At 45.1% G+C, this 18,546-nt stretch carries 23 protein-coding genes; 15 read left to right on the top strand and 8 right to left on the bottom strand.

All coding sequences use genetic code 11. The features are described from left to right. The first annotated feature begins 16 nt into the window (after positions 1 to 16). The 11 genes from rplO to dsbD all read left to right on the top strand — a co-directional run bounded on the left by rplO (position 17) and on the right by dsbD (position 7,233). The gene (gene rplO, locus CL55_RS00395) at positions 17 to 457 is read left to right on the top strand and encodes a 50S ribosomal protein L15 (RefSeq protein ID WP_046329388.1); all 441 of its coding nucleotides are present in this window, start codon (positions 17 to 19) and stop codon (positions 455 to 457) included. Positions 458 to 472: 15 nt separating this feature from the next. Further along, positions 473 to 1,810: a preprotein translocase subunit SecY gene (secY, locus tag CL55_RS00400; protein WP_046329389.1), complete on the top strand. Its 1,338-nt coding sequence runs from the start codon at positions 473 to 475 to the stop codon at positions 1,808 to 1,810. A gap of 4 nt (positions 1,811 to 1,814) precedes the next feature. Next, the gene (gene infA, locus CL55_RS00405) at positions 1,815 to 2,033 is read left to right on the top strand and encodes a translation initiation factor IF-1 (protein ID WP_015420252.1); all 219 of its coding nucleotides are present in this window, start codon (positions 1,815 to 1,817) and stop codon (positions 2,031 to 2,033) included. 35 nt (positions 2,034 to 2,068) lie between these two features. After that, positions 2,069 to 2,185 (top strand): 50S ribosomal protein L36, encoded by a 117-nt coding sequence (gene rpmJ, locus CL55_RS00410; protein WP_012357167.1) that lies wholly within the window; start codon positions 2,069 to 2,071, stop codon positions 2,183 to 2,185. Positions 2,186 to 2,209: 24 nt separating this feature from the next. Next, a complete protein-coding gene (rpsM, locus tag CL55_RS00415) occupies positions 2,210 to 2,575 on the top strand; it encodes a 30S ribosomal protein S13 (protein WP_015420253.1) in 366 nt (121 codons plus the stop codon). An 18-nt stretch (positions 2,576 to 2,593) separates the two neighbouring features. Continuing rightward, complete coding sequence (rpsK, locus tag CL55_RS00420) at positions 2,594 to 3,001, top strand: 30S ribosomal protein S11 (protein ID WP_011901923.1); 408 nt, start codon at positions 2,594 to 2,596, stop codon at positions 2,999 to 3,001. A gap of 116 nt (positions 3,002 to 3,117) precedes the next feature. After that, the gene (gene rpsD, locus CL55_RS00425; RefSeq protein ID WP_046329390.1) at positions 3,118 to 3,741 is read left to right on the top strand and encodes a 30S ribosomal protein S4; all 624 of its coding nucleotides are present in this window, start codon (positions 3,118 to 3,120) and stop codon (positions 3,739 to 3,741) included. A gap of 23 nt (positions 3,742 to 3,764) precedes the next feature. After that, positions 3,765 to 4,745 (top strand): DNA-directed RNA polymerase subunit alpha, encoded by a 981-nt coding sequence (locus CL55_RS00430; protein ID WP_046329391.1) that lies wholly within the window; start codon positions 3,765 to 3,767, stop codon positions 4,743 to 4,745. A 16-nt stretch (positions 4,746 to 4,761) separates the two neighbouring features. Continuing rightward, positions 4,762 to 5,154: a 50S ribosomal protein L17 gene (rplQ, locus tag CL55_RS00435; RefSeq protein ID WP_015420256.1), complete on the top strand. Its 393-nt coding sequence runs from the start codon at positions 4,762 to 4,764 to the stop codon at positions 5,152 to 5,154. Between the two features lie 68 nt (positions 5,155 to 5,222). Then, positions 5,223 to 5,555 (top strand): divalent-cation tolerance protein CutA, encoded by a 333-nt coding sequence (cutA, locus tag CL55_RS00440; RefSeq protein WP_046329392.1) that lies wholly within the window; start codon positions 5,223 to 5,225, stop codon positions 5,553 to 5,555. Positions 5,556 to 5,559: 4 nt separating this feature from the next. Further along, a complete protein-coding gene (gene dsbD / locus CL55_RS00445) occupies positions 5,560 to 7,233 on the top strand; it encodes a protein-disulfide reductase DsbD (RefSeq protein WP_046329393.1) in 1,674 nt (557 codons plus the stop codon). Positions 7,234 to 7,284: 51 nt separating this feature from the next. Here the strand turns inward: dsbD and hemB are convergent, their stop codons facing one another. Both hemB and yihA read right to left on the bottom strand, forming a co-directional pair. Next, positions 7,285 to 8,280, bottom strand: a complete 996-nt coding sequence (gene hemB / locus CL55_RS00450; protein WP_046331023.1) for a porphobilinogen synthase — start codon at positions 8,278 to 8,280, stop codon at positions 7,285 to 7,287. Positions 8,281 to 8,287: 7 nt separating this feature from the next. Beyond that, positions 8,288 to 8,953 (bottom strand): ribosome biogenesis GTP-binding protein YihA/YsxC, encoded by a 666-nt coding sequence (gene yihA, locus CL55_RS00455; protein WP_046329394.1) that lies wholly within the window; start codon positions 8,951 to 8,953, stop codon positions 8,288 to 8,290. 114 nt (positions 8,954 to 9,067) lie between these two features. Here yihA and CL55_RS00460 point away from each other — a divergent pair, with 114 nt between their 5' ends. Continuing rightward, entirely contained in the window at positions 9,068 to 9,793 is a 726-nt protein-coding gene (locus tag CL55_RS00460) for a c-type cytochrome (RefSeq protein ID WP_046329395.1), read from the top strand. An 81-nt stretch (positions 9,794 to 9,874) separates the two neighbouring features. On the opposite strand, the gene lysA is transcribed toward CL55_RS00460, so the two are convergent. Together lysA and lptM are read right to left on the bottom strand one after the other, a co-directional pair. Beyond that, complete coding sequence (gene lysA, locus CL55_RS00465) at positions 9,875 to 11,173, bottom strand: diaminopimelate decarboxylase (RefSeq protein WP_046329396.1); 1,299 nt, start codon at positions 11,171 to 11,173, stop codon at positions 9,875 to 9,877. Beyond that, positions 11,170 to 11,361, bottom strand: coding sequence for an LPS translocon maturation chaperone LptM (lptM, locus tag CL55_RS10885; protein ID WP_046329397.1), 192 nt, complete (start codon positions 11,359 to 11,361; stop codon positions 11,170 to 11,172). Before lptM ends, lysA begins: the two co-directional genes overlap by 4 nt. A 2-nt stretch (positions 11,362 to 11,363) precedes the next feature. Here lptM and cyaY point away from each other — a divergent pair, with 2 nt between their 5' ends. Further along, positions 11,364 to 11,792, top strand: a complete 429-nt coding sequence (gene cyaY, locus CL55_RS00475) for an iron donor protein CyaY (protein ID WP_237150508.1) — start codon at positions 11,364 to 11,366, stop codon at positions 11,790 to 11,792. Positions 11,793 to 11,805: 13 nt separating this feature from the next. On the opposite strand, the gene aroB is transcribed toward cyaY, so the two are convergent. The 4 genes from aroB to CL55_RS00495 all read right to left on the bottom strand — a co-directional run bounded on the left by aroB (position 11,806) and on the right by CL55_RS00495 (position 15,232). Beyond that, on the bottom strand, positions 11,806 to 12,888 hold the full coding sequence (gene aroB, locus CL55_RS00480) for a 3-dehydroquinate synthase (protein ID WP_046329398.1): 1,083 nt from the start codon (positions 12,886 to 12,888) through the stop codon (positions 11,806 to 11,808). Between the two features lie 8 nt (positions 12,889 to 12,896). After that, on the bottom strand, positions 12,897 to 13,421 hold the full coding sequence (locus tag CL55_RS00485) for a shikimate kinase (protein WP_082091855.1): 525 nt from the start codon (positions 13,419 to 13,421) through the stop codon (positions 12,897 to 12,899). Positions 13,422 to 13,433: 12 nt separating this feature from the next. After that, positions 13,434 to 14,369 carry a secretin and TonB N-terminal domain-containing protein gene (locus CL55_RS00490; protein ID WP_237150509.1) on the bottom strand — a complete coding sequence of 312 codons (936 nt, stop codon included), beginning with the start codon at positions 14,367 to 14,369 and terminating at the stop codon, positions 13,434 to 13,436. 182 nt (positions 14,370 to 14,551) lie between these two features. Beyond that, positions 14,552 to 15,232 carry a hypothetical protein gene (locus CL55_RS00495; protein ID WP_046329399.1) on the bottom strand — a complete coding sequence of 227 codons (681 nt, stop codon included), beginning with the start codon at positions 15,230 to 15,232 and terminating at the stop codon, positions 14,552 to 14,554. Between the two features lie 138 nt (positions 15,233 to 15,370). Between CL55_RS00495 and CL55_RS00500 the strand changes: the two genes are divergently transcribed. Both CL55_RS00500 and CL55_RS00505 read left to right on the top strand, forming a co-directional pair. Next, positions 15,371 to 17,707, top strand: coding sequence for a penicillin-binding protein 1A (locus CL55_RS00500; RefSeq protein WP_046329400.1), 2,337 nt, complete (start codon positions 15,371 to 15,373; stop codon positions 17,705 to 17,707). Between the two features lie 12 nt (positions 17,708 to 17,719). After that, positions 17,720 to 18,424: a transposase gene (locus tag CL55_RS00505; protein WP_046329401.1), complete on the top strand. Its 705-nt coding sequence runs from the start codon at positions 17,720 to 17,722 to the stop codon at positions 18,422 to 18,424. Positions 18,425 to 18,546 lie beyond the last annotated feature (122 nt).

The following is an 18,546-nucleotide window of genomic DNA, read 5'->3' on the forward strand; positions in this document are numbered from 1 at the left end:
TAAATAGGCGAAGAATATGCAACTCAATACACTCAAACCCGCAGCGGGCTCCAATAAAAATCGTCGTCGCGTAGGTCGCGGTATCGGTTCAGGTCTTGGTAAAACTGCAGGCCGCGGTCACAAAGGTCAAAAGTCGCGTTCAGGCGGATTCCATAAAGTTGGATTCGAAGGTGGACAGATGCCGATGTATCGTCGTTTACCAAAACGTGGTTTCGTGTCATTGACGCGTCGTCACGTTGGTCAGATCACTTTGAATGACTTAGCAAAAATCAACTTACCAGAAGTGGACTTGTTGGTTTTGAGAGCCCACGGTTTTGCTGGTGAGCAGATTAATTCAGTAAAAGTGATTAAGACTGGTGAACTGTCTATTGCAGTAACCCTCAAGGGTATTACAGCAACTGCAGGTGCAAAAGCGGCTATTGAAGCAGCTGGCGGCAAATTGGTTGACTTGGTTTAATTAGTTCAGTAAACGATGGCACTCGCACCTACTAACGCAGCAAATATTGCTCAATCAGGAAGCAAGTTTGGCGAATTACGCCAACGCTTGATATTCCTTGTCTTGGCATTGCTCGTGTTCCGCTTGGGTGCGCATATTCCTGTTCCAGGTATTGATCCAGACCAATTAGCACAATTGTTTGCAGGTCAAAAAGATGGCATCTTGGGTATGTTTAACCTGTTCTCAGGTGGTGCCCTATCCCGCTTTACAGTGTTTGCTTTAGGAATCATGCCGTACATCTCTGCATCCATCATCATGCAGTTGATGACGATTGTTGTGCCTACATTGGAGTCTTTGAAAAAAGAAGGGCAAGCAGGACAACGAAAGATCACTCAATACACACGTTACGGCACTGTGCTCTTGGCAACATTCCAAGCTCTAGGTATCTCAGTTGCGTTGCAAGCTCAACCAGGGTTAGTTATTAATCCAGGCTTAATGTTTGAACTCAACACAGTAGTCACTTTGGTTACTGGCACGATGTTTCTAATGTGGCTCGGCGAGCAGATTACTGAGCGCGGTCTTGGTAATGGTATTTCGATTATTATTTTTGGCGGTATTGTTTCTGGATTGCCATCTGCAATTGGTAGCTTGCTAGAACTAGTACGCACTGGCTCAATGAATATTTTGTCTGCATTGCTGATCGTGGTGATTTGCGTTGCAGTAACTTATTTTGTTGTGTTTGTAGAACGTGGTCAGCGTCGTATTTTGGTGAACTATGCAAAGCGTCAAGTTGGCAACAAGATTTACGGCGGACAGTCTTCATACTTCCCATTGAAGTTAAACATGGCTGGTGTTATCCCCCCAATTTTTGCTTCATCTATTATTTTGTTCCCTGCAACTATTGCTGGCTGGTTCACATCAGGCGAGACAACGAATATGTTCAGCAAAGTCATTAAAGACTTGGCAGCAACATTGGCCCCAGGTCAGCCTGTCTACACAATCATGTACGCTGCAGCGATTATCTTCTTCTGCTTTTTCTATACAGCTTTGGTTTTCAATAGCCGTGACACTGCAGATAACTTGAAGAAGAGCGGTGCCTTTGTTCCAGGTATTCGTCCTGGCGATCAAACCGGTCGTTACATCGACAAGATCTTAGTTCGTTTGACATTGGCTGGTGCGATTTATATGGTTTTGGTTTGCTTGTTACCAGAATTTCTAGTCTTGAAATACAACGTACCATTCTATTTCGGCGGTACTTCATTGTTGATTATTGTCGTTGTTGCAATGGATTTTATGGCTCAAGTTCAGTCATTCGCAATGCAACAACAGTATGGTTCTTTGATGAAAAAAGCTAACTTTAAGATGGGCGCTTAACTGAATGTCTAAAGACGATGTAATTCAGATGGCGGGAGAAATTATTGAGAATTTGCCGAACGCAATGTTTCGCGTGAAGCTAGAGAACGGACATGTGGTTTTAGGGCACATTTCTGGAAAGATGAGGATGCATTACATCCGCATTCTGCCAGGAGATAAGGTAACAGTGGAGATGACTCCTTACGACCTGACACGAGCCAGAATCATTTTCCGAGCGAAGTAAAGATTAAGTAGTACATATTTTTTTAGAGGTGAGTTATGAAAGTTTTAGCATCCGTTAAGTGTATTTGCAGAAATTGCAAGATCATTAAGCGCAAACGCGTTGTTCGCGTGATCTGTTCTTCAGACGCACGTCATAAGCAGCGTCAAGGCTGATCTGGTTAATTAAGAGGAAATCTCATGGCACGTATCGCTGGGGTAAATATCCCAAATCATCAACATACTGTTATCGGTTTAACAGCAATTTTTGGCATTGGCACAACGCGTGCTCGCAAAATTTGTGAAACTACAGGTGTTGCTATCGACAAAAAAGTTAAAGATCTTACTGACGGTGACCTGGAAAAGTTACGTGACGAGGTAGGTAAGTTCATCACTGAAGGCGACCTTCGTCGTGAAGTAACGATGAGCATCAAGCGTTTGATGGACTTAGGCTGCTATCGCGGCGTTCGTCATCGTAAGGGCTTGCCTGTACGTGGTCAACGTACTAAGACTAACGCCCGTACCCGCAAGGGCCCACGTAAGTCTGGCGTGCAACTCAAGAAATAATCAAGAAAGTTTATTGACATGGCAAAACAACAATCCGCTTCTGCAGCTTCACAGCGCGCACGTAAGAAGGTTAAAAAGAACGTTGCTGACGGTATTGCACACGTTCACGCTTCTTTTAACAACACCATCATTACAATCACTGATCGTCAAGGTAATGCGCTTTCATGGGCAACATCTGGTGGTCAGGGCTTCAAAGGTTCACGTAAATCAACCCCTTTTGCTGCTCAGGTAGCGGCAGAAGTGGCAGGCAAAGCTGCTGTTGAATGTGGTATCAAGAATTTAGAAGTTCAGATCAAGGGTCCAGGCCCAGGTCGTGAATCAGCAGTTCGTGCGTTGAATTCTTTGGGGATCAAGATCACCGAGATTCAAGACGTAACTCCAGTTCCACATAATGGTTGCCGTCCTCCAAAGCGTCGTCGTATCTAAGCTAGGAAATTGGCAGTACAAGTTTTAGTAGTTTTTTATTAAAGCCCACTGTTCATCTGAATTAAAGGGTGAACTCACCGTTAGTCGTAAGACTGCGGCAAAGAAAGGAAAGCATCGTGGCACGTTACTTAGGGCCTAAGGCCAAATTAGCTCGTCGGGAAGGAACCGACTTATTTTTAAAGAGCGCACGTCGCGCCCTGTCAGACAAGTGCAAGTTAGATACTAAGCCTGGTCAACATGGCCGTACATCTGGCTCAAGAACTTCTGATTACGGTAATCAATTGCGTGAAAAGCAAAAGGTTAAGCGTATGTACGGAATTCTAGAGCGTCAGTTCCGTCGTTATTTCGCAGAAGCTGAGCGTCGTAAGGGTAATACTGGCTCAACATTACTTCAGTTGTTGGAATCACGCCTTGATAACGTTGTTTATCGTATGGGCTTTGGTTCTACTCGTGCTGAAGCGCGTCAATTGGTTTCCCATTGTGCAATTTTGCTCAATGGTAGCCCAGTAAATATTCCATCTATTCAGGTCAAACCTGGTGATGTAATTGCTATTCGTGAAAAAGCGAAGAAACAAGCACGTATTACAGAGTCACTCAATTTGGTTCAGCAGATGGCGGCAGTTGGCTGGGTATCAGTCGACGCAGCGAAGCTGGAGGGAACATTTAAGCAGGTGCCTGACCGTGAAGACATTAGCGGCGAAATTAATGAAAGTTTGATCGTCGAATTGTATTCACGCTAATTAGGCACTCTCAAGGAAAAAATATGCAAACAAATTTGCTCAAGCCAAAAATTATTTCTGTTGAAGCGCTTACTGCCAACCAAGCTAAGGTTGTTATGGAGCCGTTCGAGCGTGGTTATGGCCACACACTCGGTAATGCATTACGTCGTGTTTTGTTGTCCTCAATGGTTGGTTATGCACCAACTGAAGTAGCAATCGCTGGTGTTGTTCATGAATACTCCACATTAGATGGCGTTCAAGAGGATGTAGTTAACCTTTTGTTGAACCTCAAAGGTATCGTATTCAAATTGCAGTCACGTGATGAAGTGACCATCAATTTGCGTAAAGAAGGCCCAGGCGTTGTTACAGCAAAAGATATCGACTTGCCACATGATGTAGAAATCATTAATCCTGATCATGTTATTGCTCACTTGTCAGCTGGTGGCAAGTTGGATATGCAGATCAAGGTTGAAAAAGGCCGTGGCTATGTACCAGGCAATATGCGTCAATACCATGACGAAACTACCAAGATTATTGGTCGCATCGTATTGGATGCCTCATTTAGCCCAGTAAGCCGTGTTAGCTATGCAGTTGAATCTGCTCGTGTTGAACAACGTACCGACCTTGATCGTCTCGTAATGACAATCGAAACAAACGGTGTGTTGTCTCCTGAAGAGGCAATTCGTCAAGCTGCTACCATTTTGGTTGATCAGTTAGTTGTTTTCGCAGCCCTCGAAAGCAGCGAAGTTTCTGGTGATCTTGCCCCAAGCCGCTCTTCAATGGTTGATCCAATGTTGATGCGTCCGGTTGATGATCTCGAACTCACAGTGCGCTCTGCAAACTGCTTGAAGGCTGAGAACATTTACTACATCGGTGACTTGATTCAACGTACAGAGAATGAATTGTTGAAGACGCCTAATTTAGGTCGTAAGTCTTTGAACGAAATCAAAGATGTATTGGCGGCTCGTGGCTTAAGTCTTGGCATGAAACTCGAAAGCTGGCCTCCAGCTAACCTCGAGAAATAATTAGAAAGGAAGCATCATGCGTCACGGAAACGGCTTACGCAAACTAAACAGAACATCATCACATCGCTTGGCGATGCTGCGCAACATGTCCAATTCTCTTCTGGAGCACGAAGTGATTAAAACCACTTTGCCAAAAGCTAAAGAATTGCGCATGGTTGTTGAGCCTTTGATTACCTTAGGTAAAAAAGATAACTTAGCAAACCGTCGCTTAGCATTCAATCGCACGCGCGATCGCGATATCGTGACTAAACTCTTCACAGAGCTCGGCCCACGTTACGCAACTCGTCCAGGTGGCTACCTTCGTATTTTGAAGTTTGGCTTCCGCCATGGTGATAATGCACCTATGGCTTTGGTTGAGTTGGTGGATCGTCCGGAAGTTGAAGAAACAGCAGTAGCTGAAGAGGCTTAAGCCCTTAAGCAAGATTAAAAGCCAGGCTTCGGTCTGGCTTTTTTCATTTATACAGTTATAAATATGTCATGACCCCTGATAAATCTACTGAGTTATTAATTGTTGTCACCACTTTTGCATCACTAGAGGATGCAAAGAAAATGGCGCTTCAACTGATTGAGGGTCGATTAGCTGCCTGCGTACAAATTCAAGAAGGTGTGCATTCAATCTATCGGTGGGATGGCAAGATTTGCGAAGGAAAGGAAGTTCTGCTGACAGCAAAAACAATTGTAGATAAATGGATAGATATTTCTAATTTCATAAAAGGTCATCACCCCTATGATTTGCCCGAGGTGATTGCATATGCTCCTGAAAAATACGAAGCGCATTATGGCAAATGGGTAGAGTCCGAGGTAAAGTAGTTCAATGAGATTCCTTAGTAAATTTATTCCTCTAGTAACTGTATTACTTATAGTGATCAGCAATGCATTTGCTGCGCCAGAATTCCTTCCGCCTGAGAAAGCATTTCAGGCTGAAGCAACGTGGGTGACAAATACGAATGATGTTGAGTTAGAAATTTTTCCAGCTAAGGGTTATTACATCTATCAAGAGTCTCTGCATTTCAAGATGGGCTCAGAGCCCAATAAATTAGAGCTTGTAAAGGTTTCGCTCCCTGCTGGGATTGAAAAGTTTGATGAAACTTTTCAAAAGAAAATGCAGGTTTATAAGCAGGTATTTCTATTAACTCTAGATAAAAAGGCTGAAATTGGTAAGCCACTCTATCTGGAGATGGAGTTACAGGGCTGTGCTGAGGCGGGAATCTGTTATCCACCTATGACCCTGAAGTTTTTGCTTGCGGGGCCAGGTGTAAAGGCCGGCCCAATACCAGAAATATTGGATGAGGCAGGAGCGAGCAACACCACCAAAAAAGAATTTAGCTTGATGGATGTTTGGCGTGAGCGTGATGACGTCAATGCCATTAGCCGCTTCTTAGACAACACGCCAACGGGATATCTTTTCATAGCCTTCTTCATTCTGGGCTTGGCTTTGGCATTTACCCCCTGTGTTCTTCCGATGCTGCCTATCCTATCGAGCATCGTGTTTGGAGCGCAAGGTAAGCAGTCCATTAGTAAGGGTCGTGCAAGCCTCTTGGCGGCGGCCTATGTACTTGGAATGGCTTGTGTCTATGCACTAGCGGGGGTCTTGATGGCTGCGCTTGGCGGGAGCGTTCAAAGAGCTCTACAAAGCCCCATAGCGCTGATTGGGTTTGCATTGCTGCTACTGGCCTTGTCAGGAAGTCTATTCGGTCTATACGAGCTCAGAATGCCTCACTCATGGCAGCAAAAGGTGGATCGATTGGCAGGACGTCATCAAGGTGGCAGCTTTGCGGGCGCCTTTGCCTTAGGTGGAATTTCCACATTAGTTGCCAGCCCATGTATTACAGCGCCCTTAGCTGGAGTGCTCGCTTTTATTGCTCAAACAGGCTCTATGAGCCTGGGTGCAGGGCTCCTTTTTGTAATGGCTTTAGGTATGGGATTGCCACTCCTGTTTATTGCCATTGAGGCTCGTATCTTAATTCCATCCACTGGTATTTGGATGGTCTGGCTACAAAGAACATTAGGCGTTTTATTAGTAGCAACCGCAGCCTGGATCGCATCCCCCTTGTTGCAAAATGGTAGTGATGAGGTGGGCAAGACAACGGCTAATGGTCAGCGCCAACATCAGATTGGAAAAGCGAGTTTTGCTGTGATTGACTCCAGTGCGCAGTTGGATCAATTCTTAGCCCAAGCAAAAGAACAAAAGAAGCTAGTGCTCTTGGATTTTTATGCAGACTGGTGCATCTCTTGCAAGGAGATGGAGGTAAATACGTTTGCTAATCCCGAAGTAAATCAAGAGTTGCAGAAATTTATTTTGATACAAGCAGATGTGACAAAGAACAGTCCTGAGCATCAGGCTTTACTGAAACGTTTTGGATTATTCGGACCACCAGGAATTTTGATCTTTGATCTCAACTCACAAGAGTTGAAAGATCAACGTGTGATTGGCTATATGCCACCACAACGTTTTCTTGAGCGCTTGAAAAGAGCCTTCGGAAATTAATCTTCTGAAAAGTTAAATGGGTACAACCCATTTAACTTTTTGGATTACTAATTACTTAGATGCTTTTAAAAGACGTGCAGCTTCAAGAGCAAAATAGGTCAAGATACCATCAGCACCAGCACGCTTAAATGCAAGCAATGATTCCATCATCACAGCATCATGATCAAGCCAGCCATTTTGAGCGGCAGCTTTGAGCATGGCGTACTCACCACTCACTTGATAGGCATAAGTTGGGTAGTTAAATTCATCACGTACTCTACGAACGATATCTAGGTAGGGCATACCAGGTTTAACCATCACCATATCAGCACCTTCGTTAATATCAAGTGCAACCTCCCGCAAAGCCTCGTCAGTATTAGCGCAATCCATTTGGTAGGTTTTTTTATCGGCTTTGCCTAGATTTTTTGCTGAACCTACTGCATCACGAAATGGGCCGTAAAAAGCCGACGCATATTTCGCCGAGTAAGCCATGATGCGGGTATGAATCAGATTTTTTTGCTCTAAGGCTTCGCGAATTTTTCCGATACGACCATCCATCATGTCCGATGGCGCAACAATATCAACACCAGCCTCTGCCTGAGTAACAGCTTGCTGTACCAAGATAACTGTTGTCTCATCATTTAGGATGCGACCTTCATCATCTAGGACGCCATCTTGACCATGGCTTGTGTAAGGATCAAGTGCTACATCGGTCATGATGCCTAAATTAGGAAAGCGTTTCTTGAGCTCACGCACTGCATTTGGAACTAAACCATTCGGATTAAACGCTTCTTTACCGTCAGGTGTTTTGAGAGTTGCATCAATCACTGGAAAGAGTGCTAAGACGGGAATACCCAATGCAACACATTCCTCGGCAACGTTAAAAAGTAAATCGAGTGATACGCGATTAACCCCAGGCATGGAACTAACGGCTTGAGATTGATTGCTTCCCTCAAGTAAAAATACTGGGTAGATTAGATCGCTTGTACTGAGTTGATTTTCTTGTATCAGGCGACGCGACCAATCATCGCGCCGCATACGACGAGGACGATGAGCCGGAAAGCTCAATATAGAGTTAGCTTTTGATTTCATCTTCTTGAGTCTCCGCTGCAAATAACCATTTAATAACAATATTGTCGGCCTCTTCAAGACCAATGCGCTTGGTGCTGGAGAATAATTGTGCCGTAAGTTTCTTGGAATCACCATGGCCATCAGGTAGCGCTGGATCGTATTGTTGTAACTGTTTGCGTACGGCTTCTAAGGCATGCTTACATTCACTCTTATTGAGCTTGTCGCACTTGCTGAGCAAAATATGGATGGGCTTGCCGGTTGGGACAAACCACTGAATCATTTGCTCATCCAGTTCGGTAATACCGCGCCTAGAGTCCACAATCAGCACCATGCCTACTAGTTGCTCCCGTTCCTGCAAATAATCGCTGAGAAGGGCATTCCAGTGGTACTTGGTCTCATGATTGACGGCAGCATAGCCATATCCAGGCAAATCCACTAAATAGGCTAAGAGATCATCTTTTGCAAAAAGGCCAAAATAGTTAATGTGCTGGGTGCGCCCAGGCGTTTTACTAGCAAAAGCAAGACGTTTTTGGTTGCAAAGCACATTAATTGCGCTGGATTTACCCGCATTTGAGCGCCCAGCAAAGGCTACCTCTCGGAGTGGAGTGGCAGGCAGGCAATGGGTGTCATTGACTGTGGTTGCAAATCGGGCTTGAAAGAGTTTAGACATGTCCAGAAGCTATTGTAAAATCACGCAAAATCAATAAATATCTCATAATGTTGGGTGAAAGTTGTAGAAGTAAGGGCCCAAACATTTTTAAGAATTTTTGCCAAGGTAAACATAATGCGTCAAACCCCTCAAATCTCCAAATTAACTAGCTTACGTGCTGGCTTTGCAGCTCTGTCTATTTTTGCTCTAAGCGGCCTTGCGGCACAAGCTTATGCCGCTGATCCAGCACCCATGGCCCCAGCTGCAGAGGCAAAGGCTGCTGCTCCAACTAAGCCAAAAGTTGATGTCGCTGCTGGTGAGACACTCTATAACTCTGGAGATGCCACTCGCGGTGTTGTAGCTTGTATTACATGTCATGGTCCTAAGGGCCAAAGTGCTGTAGCAACTTGGCCCAAGTTGTCTGCCCAGCATGCTGCATACACAGCAAAACAGTTGAAGAATTTCAAGGAAGGCACTAGAGCGAATGCCATCATGATGGGCATGTCTATGCCTTTAACTGAGCAAGATATGATCAATATTGGTACTTTCCTATCTCAGCAGGCTCCATCCCAAGGTGTGGCTCAAACTAAAGAAGCTCTTGATTTGGGTAAGAGTATTTATGGTGGCGGTATTGCATCGAAGGGTGTTCCAGCCTGCGCTGGTTGCCATAGCCCAAATGGTGCAGGCATTCCTGCGCAATACCCACGTCAAGGTGGACAGTGGGCTGAGTATTCCTACAATCAGTTAGTAGGTTTCCGTGAAGGTACTCGCAAAAATAGTACTCAGATGACAACAATTGCTACGAAGCTTTCTGATCAAGAGATGAAGGCTGTTTCTGATTACATGGCAGGCTTGCATTAATAGTTATCTAAGTACAAAACAAAAACCCCGCTGATGTAGCGGGGTTTTTTTATTGCCTGGAATTTACCAAGAGAAGTTAATTTAATCTGGCAATGTGGTTTCGCTACTAAAGAGATCAGCAATATTTTCACGAGCACGAATGACATATGCATTCTTGCCATCAACCATGATCTCTGCAGGTTTTGGCCTGGTGTTGTAATTGGAAGCCATCACAAAGCCATAAGCACCAGCAGACAGAATAGCTAGTAGATCACCCTCTTCAACCGCAAGTTGACGATCTCTTCCAAGCCAGTCACCAGATTCACATACGGGTCCGACGACGTCATAAGTGGAGCTTGTAATTTGCTTAGTTTGAATTGGAACGATCCCGTGATAAGCCTCGTAGAGCGCTGGGCGCATCAACTCTGTCATTGCTGCATCCACAATACAAAAGTTTTTTTCAGCACCAGGCTTAAGATATTCCACTTGGGTCAAAAGTACGCCAGCATTGCCCACTAAGGATCTGCCAGGCTCTAAGACAATATCGAGATGCCCAAAGCCACGTTCAGCAACGCGATTGAGCAAGGTATTGGTGAACTCAGTAATATCAGGCGGGTTGTCATCGCCATAGGAAATGCCAAGACCTCCACCTAAATCCAGATGGTGGATCTCAATACCCTCTTTTTTCAATTGAGTAACTAACTCGAGCACTTTATCAAGCGCATCAAGATAGGGTGCAGTGTTGGTGATTTGTGAACCAATATGACAATCAATACCAACTACATCAATCTGCGACAGCAATGCAGCTTCACGATATGTCTTTAAAACCTCGTGATAAGCGATACCAAACTTATTACCCTTTAATCCAGTAGAAATATAAGGATGCGTTTGTGCATCGACATCGGGATTCACGCGCAAGGAAATTGGGGCGCGACAATTGAGATTAGTAGCAACCCGATTAATTTGGTGGAGCTCTGCAATTGACTCTACATTGATACACTTAACGCCAGCTTTTAATGCTTGCGCAATTTCGTGAGCAGATTTACCAACACCGGCAAACACTAAACTTTTTGGATCTGCGCCAATAGCAAGAGCGCGCGCTAATTCACCGCCGCTGACTAAGTCAAAGCCAGAGCCTAATTTTTTAAAGCAATCAATCACTGCTAAGTTGCTATTCGCCTTCATCGCATAGTGAACGCGAGCTCGTCTTTTTCCAGAGGAATCTACGCAAGCTTTGTCGTAGGCCCGATAAGCTTCAGTCAACACTTTTTTACTATAGACATACAGGGGTGTGCCAAATTCCTTTGCCAAATCTGACAAAGGAATTTCCTCTGCATACCAAGTACCATTTCGCTCTGTAAATCCAGCTAAGTCGGGGAGTGGGATCGCTTTACTTGTCATTGCTTGGCCGATGTAGAGTTGGGAGCTGTAGGGCTTTGGGGTGGATAGAGCTTGCCTTTAGGCTCTGGCTCAGCAGGAGGACTAGGTGCTGGCGGCACATTTGGCAAATATAAGGGACCTCTAACCCCACATCCAACAAGGGATATTAGAAGGCCAATACCAAGAGTTCTTTTAAGAATCGCTATCATGAATGTCTCTAAAACGAATGATTGAATATAGCATGCAGGACTCTAATATGACGCCAGGCAATTTAACTGTAGAAACGATTGACGATAAGCAATTTTATCAATTGGGTAGTAATTTATTGGAGTCGATAGAGGTAGCCCTAGAAGCCGCAGACGATGCACTAGACCTCGATCTGGATGTGGAGCGCCAAGGTGGAAACGTAATCAACATTCGGTTTAGAGATCGCAGTGTGATTGTGGTCAACACCCAGCCCCCTCTACACGAGATTTGGGTAGCGGCTAAATCGGGCGGCTATCACTATCGTTGGGCAGGTACTTTATCTTCTCCGATGTGGTTGGATACTAAAACTGGGCGCGAACTGCTGGGCGACCTATCCGAATTTGCCAGTGCTCAAGCTGGTCAGATGATCACTATTGGCCTACTTCAGAAATAAGTAAGCTAGAAACTTAAACTGCCCCGGTCGCTGTTAAGGTCTCTATGACCTGAGCATCGGGAACGCTCTTAATTTGGGCTTTGCCAATCTTCTCTAAAACGACGTAGCGGATTTGTCCGCCCTCAGTCTTTTTATCTACTTGCATTAATTCCATATAACGTTGTGCGCCAAACTTGGGCGGTGTTATCGGCAGATTCATGGATTGAATGATGTGAGTGAGGCGGTTAACTTCATCTTGAGTGATGAAGTTTAGGCGTTTTGAGAGGTCTGCACCCATGACCATGCCGCAGCCAACAGCTTCACCATGCAACCACTCGCCATAGCCCATGCCCGCTTCGATCGCATGACCAAAGGTATGCCCGAAATTCAATGTGGCTCGAATGCCACCTTCTCTCTCATCGGCTGATACTACAGCTGATTTAATTTCGCAAGAGCGTAAGACTGCATGCGCCATTGCGGCGGTGTCGCAAGCTAGTAAAGCTTTTGCATTTACTTCAATCCAACTTAAGAACTCAGCATCTGCAATCGCACCATGTTTAACCACTTCAGCTAGACCTGCAGAGAGTTCGCGAGCAGGCAACGTCTTCAAGGTATTGAGGTCAGCAATAACCGCTACTGGCTGATGAAACGCTCCGATCATATTTTTTCCGAGCGGATGGTTGATACCGGTCTTGCCACCAACAGAAGAGTCCACTTGAGACAATAAGGTTGTTGGGACTTGAATGAAGCGAATACCGCGCATAAAGCTAGCAGCAGCAAAGCCGGTCATATCTCCAATAACGCCACCACCTAAAGCCACCAACATTGTTTGACGATCGGCTCCATATTTGAGGAGGTCATCAAAAATCAACTGAAGATTTTTCCAGTCCTTATAAGACTCTCCGTCAGGCAAGACAATCGTCCTGACTGGTTTACCTAGTTTCTCTAAAGTCTTGGTGAGGCGCTCTGCATACAAAGGGGCAACAGTCGTATTGCTAACAATATAAATTGATGTTGCTTTTTCACAGGCGCTAAATAATTGTGCTTGATCTATTAAATCTGTACCAATATGAATGGGGTAGCTACGATCACCTAGATCAACTTCTAATGTTTTCATGGATAAGTTTATGCGGAGAGTTCGAGTTGCATTATGAGGGTGTTGACTAGCTGATTGACGCTGGGCTTTCCAGTCTCAATAATATAGTCAGCGATTTCGCGATATAAAGGGTCACGAACAGCGTATAGGTTTTCTAAAATCTTTTTTGCATCACCATTTTTCAGGAGTGGCCGACCTTCACCACCTTTAGTGCGATGCCATAACTCTATGGGATTGGCGTGGAGATAAATTACCAATCCTCTTTCACTAAGAAATTGTCGATTCTCAGGCAGAAGCACGGCACCGCCACCGGTTGCCAAAATGACATCATGTTCGGCTGTGATGTCATTAATAGCCTGAGCCTCACGCTTGCGAAATCCATCTTCACCTTCCATTTCGAAGATAACAGGAATCTTGACTCCACAGCGATCTTCAATCACATGGTCAGCATCTAAAAAGCGACGCCCTAATTTCTTAGCTAGCAATTTACCAACGGTCGACTTCCCAGCGCCCATGAGGCCAATGAGAAAGATATTGTTGGATGAAGATTTCACCCTATGATTTTATTAGTGTTTGTCTAGTACGGTGGGGGTTAAGAAGACTAATAGTTCAGTTTTATCTGCCAATTTGGATTTATGGCGAAATAAATGCCCTATCAATGGAATATCGCCTAGGAGTGGAACTTTGATCTCGTCATCACGTTCGGTAGTCTGAAAGATACCCCCAATGATGGCAGTACCTCCATTTTCAACGGTGACTTCAGAGCTGAGATTTTTGGTGTCAATTGCATAGCCCTGTTCAGTTTTCATGCCAATGGTGTCTTTATTGATCCCTACTAACATGGAGATCTTTCCATCGGGATGAATTTTGGGCAAGACCTCCAGACGTAAATTGGCTTTACGAAATTGCAATTTACTCCCGCTTTGAGAGCTCACTTGATACGGCAGTTCAGTTCCCTGCTCAATTGTGGCTTTAACCTGATCTCCGGTCATGATGCGGGGGTTCGAGAGAATTTTGCCCTGGCCATCAGACTCGAGTGCTGAGAGCTCCATTTGCAAGAGTTGGGCCGCATTCTTAGATACCAGGGTGGCAGCCAAGGTGGCTGGGTTGAATCCAGCCAAGCCAGTGCCTGAGAGATCAAGGTTTGCGCTTGCGTTTTGGTCCGAGCTGCTACCAATGCCATTGGCTTGATATCCCAACTTCACGCCGAGTTCACGGGCAAAGCGCTGATCAGCTTCGACGATGCGGGCTTCTATCAGGATCTGGCGGGGGCTATTAATATGATCACCCCCAAAAGGTAGGGCAGCATCCTCCCGACGATATTTCTGAAAACTTTGAATTTCTGCATGAGGGCCAATCCAGTAAATATCGCCATTTCTGACTTGGCGCAAGCCTCTGCTAGCAAGTATGGAATGGAGGGCAGTTTGCCAAGGGGTGTCCTTCAGGTCGATCGAGATTTTGCCCTGAATAGATTCACTGAGGAGAAAATTGGTATTTCCCATTTGGGCTAAGACCTGCAAAAGTTCAGTTATTTCAATCTGGCTAAATTGAAGGCTAATACGACTCTCTGTAAGGGTGCTTTTAGGGCTGGTTGCAGGGAGATTTCCTTCGGCTGAATTGAATAAAAAAACCAGTATCAAGGGGAGTAAGGTGGCGCGAGATTTCTGTAAGATCTTCAATAGAGTCAATCGGAGTTCGTAGATTTAAAGGTAATGGATTTGCCTTTGGGGTGGGTCAAGATGGCCAATTCTTTTTGAGCTTGGGCCAGGCGCCATTCCCCTAAAGCCAGATCGCCCTTACCTACCATCCTCGTAGATTGGCCGGTATGAAAAAAAGCCTGCTCCAAAGTCCCCATGCGAGTGATGCCTAAATACCTCCAGCGACGAAGCTCTACTTCATGCGGGATAGATGTAGGCTTGCTTTGAGCCGCCTGTTTTGGTGGTTTTGTCTCAATTGAGTGAATACTCACTTCTATTTCATCTATTACCTCATATAGATCCTCTAGCTCAGAATGCCATTCGTTTTGAGAGGATTCCAGTTCTTCTTTAAGGGCTAATAATTGACTTTGAAGTGTATTTATTTCATTTTCAGCCAGAGACTGATTGGATTCAAAGAAAAAAAAGAGGCTAGCTCCGCAGATTAATAAGGTGCAAGCAAAGATCCAAACCGGGCTGAAATTAAGCCCTTTCAGCTCGAAAGATTTATTCAAAACAGAGGGCTTTGAAGTCTTAGTTTGGGGCGATGGATCCATCCTGGGTGGGGAGGAGGTTTTACGAATTCCATGTGGATCTGGAATAGCGGGGTCATCTCCCAGCTCACTCAAAATGTCATCAAAAGACTGGGAGGAGATGTGGCGTGGTGGCATGCCATATTGTTCTTGTCAGAGATGGGAAAGGCGATCAGGGAAGGCAGAATTGAGCGTCAGAAAAATACTAAATAGGCATTTAAATGAGAGGTTTTAGGCCTGGAGGGTGAATTACGTAAGCACCCTATAATTTGAACTATGGCTCTACCCCCAAAAGACAAGCCGCCATTAAACGGGCGGTTTAACCGACAACCTGATAGACGCCCCGGTCAGCCAAGAGGAGGGTCATTCTCGCCCAATAAATCTGGAAGTAATCCGCTCATCAAAGCGCTTCTGATTATTAGTATGGTTTTTGCGGTGGTGGTTACCTTGTTGCTGGGATATGCTTTCTTAGTAGCAAAGCCGAATCTGCCAAAGATTTCAGCCTTGATTGATTACAACCCCAAAACACCATTGCGTATCTATACGGCTGATAAAGTTCTCATAGGTGAGTTTGGGGAGGAGCGCCGTAAGGTAATACCTTTAAATGAAATCCCAATGAGTATGCGTAATGCAGTTTTAGCCATTGAGGATGATCGCTTTTACTCTCATGGTGGAGTGGATTACGTGGGTATCCTGAGGGCTACGCTTACGAATTTACGGGGCAATCTTTCCCAGGGTGCCTCAACCATCACAATGCAAGTGGCGCGGAACTTTTTCCTCAGTAATGAGAAAACTTTCAGTCGTAAGATTTATGAGGTTCTCTTAGCTTGGGAAATTGAGTCTCAATTAAGTAAAGATAAGATTCTTGAGATTTATATGAATCAGATCTTTTTGGGGCAAAGAGCTTATGGATTTTCTAGTGCAGCCCAAATCTACTTTGGTAAAGATCTAAAAGACATTACGATCGCTGAATCAGCAATGCTGGCTGGCTTACCAAAAGCACCATCGGCATATAACCCTGTAAGCAATTTTCGGCGCGCCAAAATTCGACAGGAATACATTTTGCAGCGCATGCGTGATTTGTCGTACATCACTCCCGAGCAATATCAAATTGCAATGGCTGAAGAGTTACATATCCGTGGACTCGGTAATGAATTTAGTACTCGCGCAGATTTTCCTGCTGAGATGGTTCGTCAACTCCTGATTACACAATATGGCGAGGCAATCTATTCGCAGGGAATAGATGTATACACCACGATCTTGAAGGCAGACCAAGACGCCGCATATAAAGCAGTGCGTCGCGGCATTTTTGAGTACGACTTACGTCACGCATATCGTGGTCCCGAGGGATTCATTGATTTGCCAGAAGATACAGTGAAGCGCCAACGTGCAATTGATGAAGCTTTGTTGGCTTATCCGCAATTGGACGATTTGCAGTCAGGCGTAGTGCTCGATATTAAGCCAAAAGAAATGCAGGTCATGATTGCTACTGGAGATACGATCACCATAAAAGGTGAGAGTATGAAGCTTGCTGCTGCTGCTTTAACGGATAGCACTCAACCAAAAAAACGTTTGCGTCCTGGTGCGATCGTTAGGCTACTCTCAGACGGTGGCGTTTGGAAGTTGGCGCAGTTACCTCAAGTTGAAGCTGCTTTTGTTTCAATGAATACCGAGACGGGGGCGATCCTTTCTTTGGTGGGCGGCTTTGATTTTCGTCGAAATAAGTTTAATCATGTCACCCAGGCTCAACGCCAACCGGGTTCTTCTTTCAAGCCATTTATTTATGCCGCCGCGATCGAGAAAGGTTTTTCTCCAAGCACAATGGTGAATGATGCCCCGCTATCGATTGGTGGCCTGGAAACAGGGAGTCAAGCTTGGGAGCCAAAGAACTACGATGGCAAGTATGAGGGTTTAATGCGCTTACGCACTGCCTTAGCAAAATCAAAAAACTTGGTTTCAGTGAGATTAATTCGCTCTATTGGACCATCTTATGCTCAAGACTATATTCAACGTTTTGGATTTGAGGCGGAGAAGCACCCACCTTATTTGACAATGGCTTTGGGCGCAGGTTCTGTTACACCTTTGCAAATGGCATCCGCTTATAGCGTTTTTGCTAATGGGGGATATCGTGTAGACCCCTATTTAATTAATAAGATGACGGACTCAAAAGGCACGGTGCTGTTTGAGGCCAAGCCTACTCATGCGCGTGAAGATGCCCCCCGTGTGTTGGATGCGCGAACTTCTTTTGTGTTGGACAGTATGTTGCAAGAAGTTACGAAAACCGGCACTGCGGCCAGTGCAAGAGCGAAATTAGGCCGGAATGACATTGCCGGCAAAACAGGTACTACGAATGAGTCTCACGATGCTTGGTTTGCGGGATATAACCCGAAGGTAGTTGCAATTGCTTGGATAGGCTTTGATAAACCCGCAAGTTTGGGCGATCGTGAAACTGGTGGAGGCCTCGCTTTACCAATGTGGATCTCTTATATGAGTACTGCCTTGAGGGATGAGCCACAACAATCACGCGAAGTGCCTGCGGGCGTAACCCAAGTGGATGGTGATTGGTTTATTCCTGAGTTTTCTAATAACGGCGGTGTACGCGAACTGCAGTAGTTCGCTTAAGCAATGGCAAGGCAAGCGCGTACCATCATTCCTGGTCAAGCAATGCATGTGATGGTTCGTGGCAATAATCGAGAAACACTTTTTTTTGGTGATGCGGACCGCCGCATCTACTTAGATTGGTTACGAGAGGCCGCCAAACAATTTGGTAGCGCGGTACATGCATTTGCCTTAATGCCAAACCATGTGCATCTTTTAATGACCCCCCACAATGACGATTCGCTTGCAAAAACAATGCAATCCCTAGGTAGGCGATATGCCCAGTATTTCAATCAACAGCAGCAACGTTCGGGAACGATTTGGGAGGGACGCTACCGCTCCTCCTTAATAGATCCAGATTATTTTTTACGCTGCCAACGCTTCATTGAACTCAATCCCGTGAGGTCTGGTTTTGAGTTGAGCCCACAGGCTTCCACTTGGACTAGTTTTGCTTCCCACATTGGCGGCAATGCAGAGCCTTGGTTGGTTGACCATCAGCACTTTTGGAGGCTGGGCAATACTCCTTTTGAGAGGCAAATGAACTGGGCAACATTTGTGAAAGAGGGGGCGCCTCACTGGGAAGATCGCCAAATTAATGAGGCTCTGGTGAGATCTAAGCCGTGGATAAGCGATGTTTATGCAAAAAAGCTGTTTAAAGATAATCCTGAACAGGCATTAATCAGACGCCGTGGACGACCCAAAAAATTAATATTAGCTAATTCAATAGCTTAGAGCTTCTTCAGGACGTTAAGTAGCGAGCGCTGCAGTCATCATCTTATGACTCTGTCCCTTTTATAAAGATCTTTTATAGCTCAGTCCTAATTTAAATGGGACAGAGTTATTTTATTTCTATT

The sequence above is a fragment of the Polynucleobacter duraquae genome (genome assembly GCF_000973625.1).
Lineage (GTDB): Bacteria > Pseudomonadota > Gammaproteobacteria > Burkholderiales > Burkholderiaceae > Polynucleobacter > Polynucleobacter duraquae.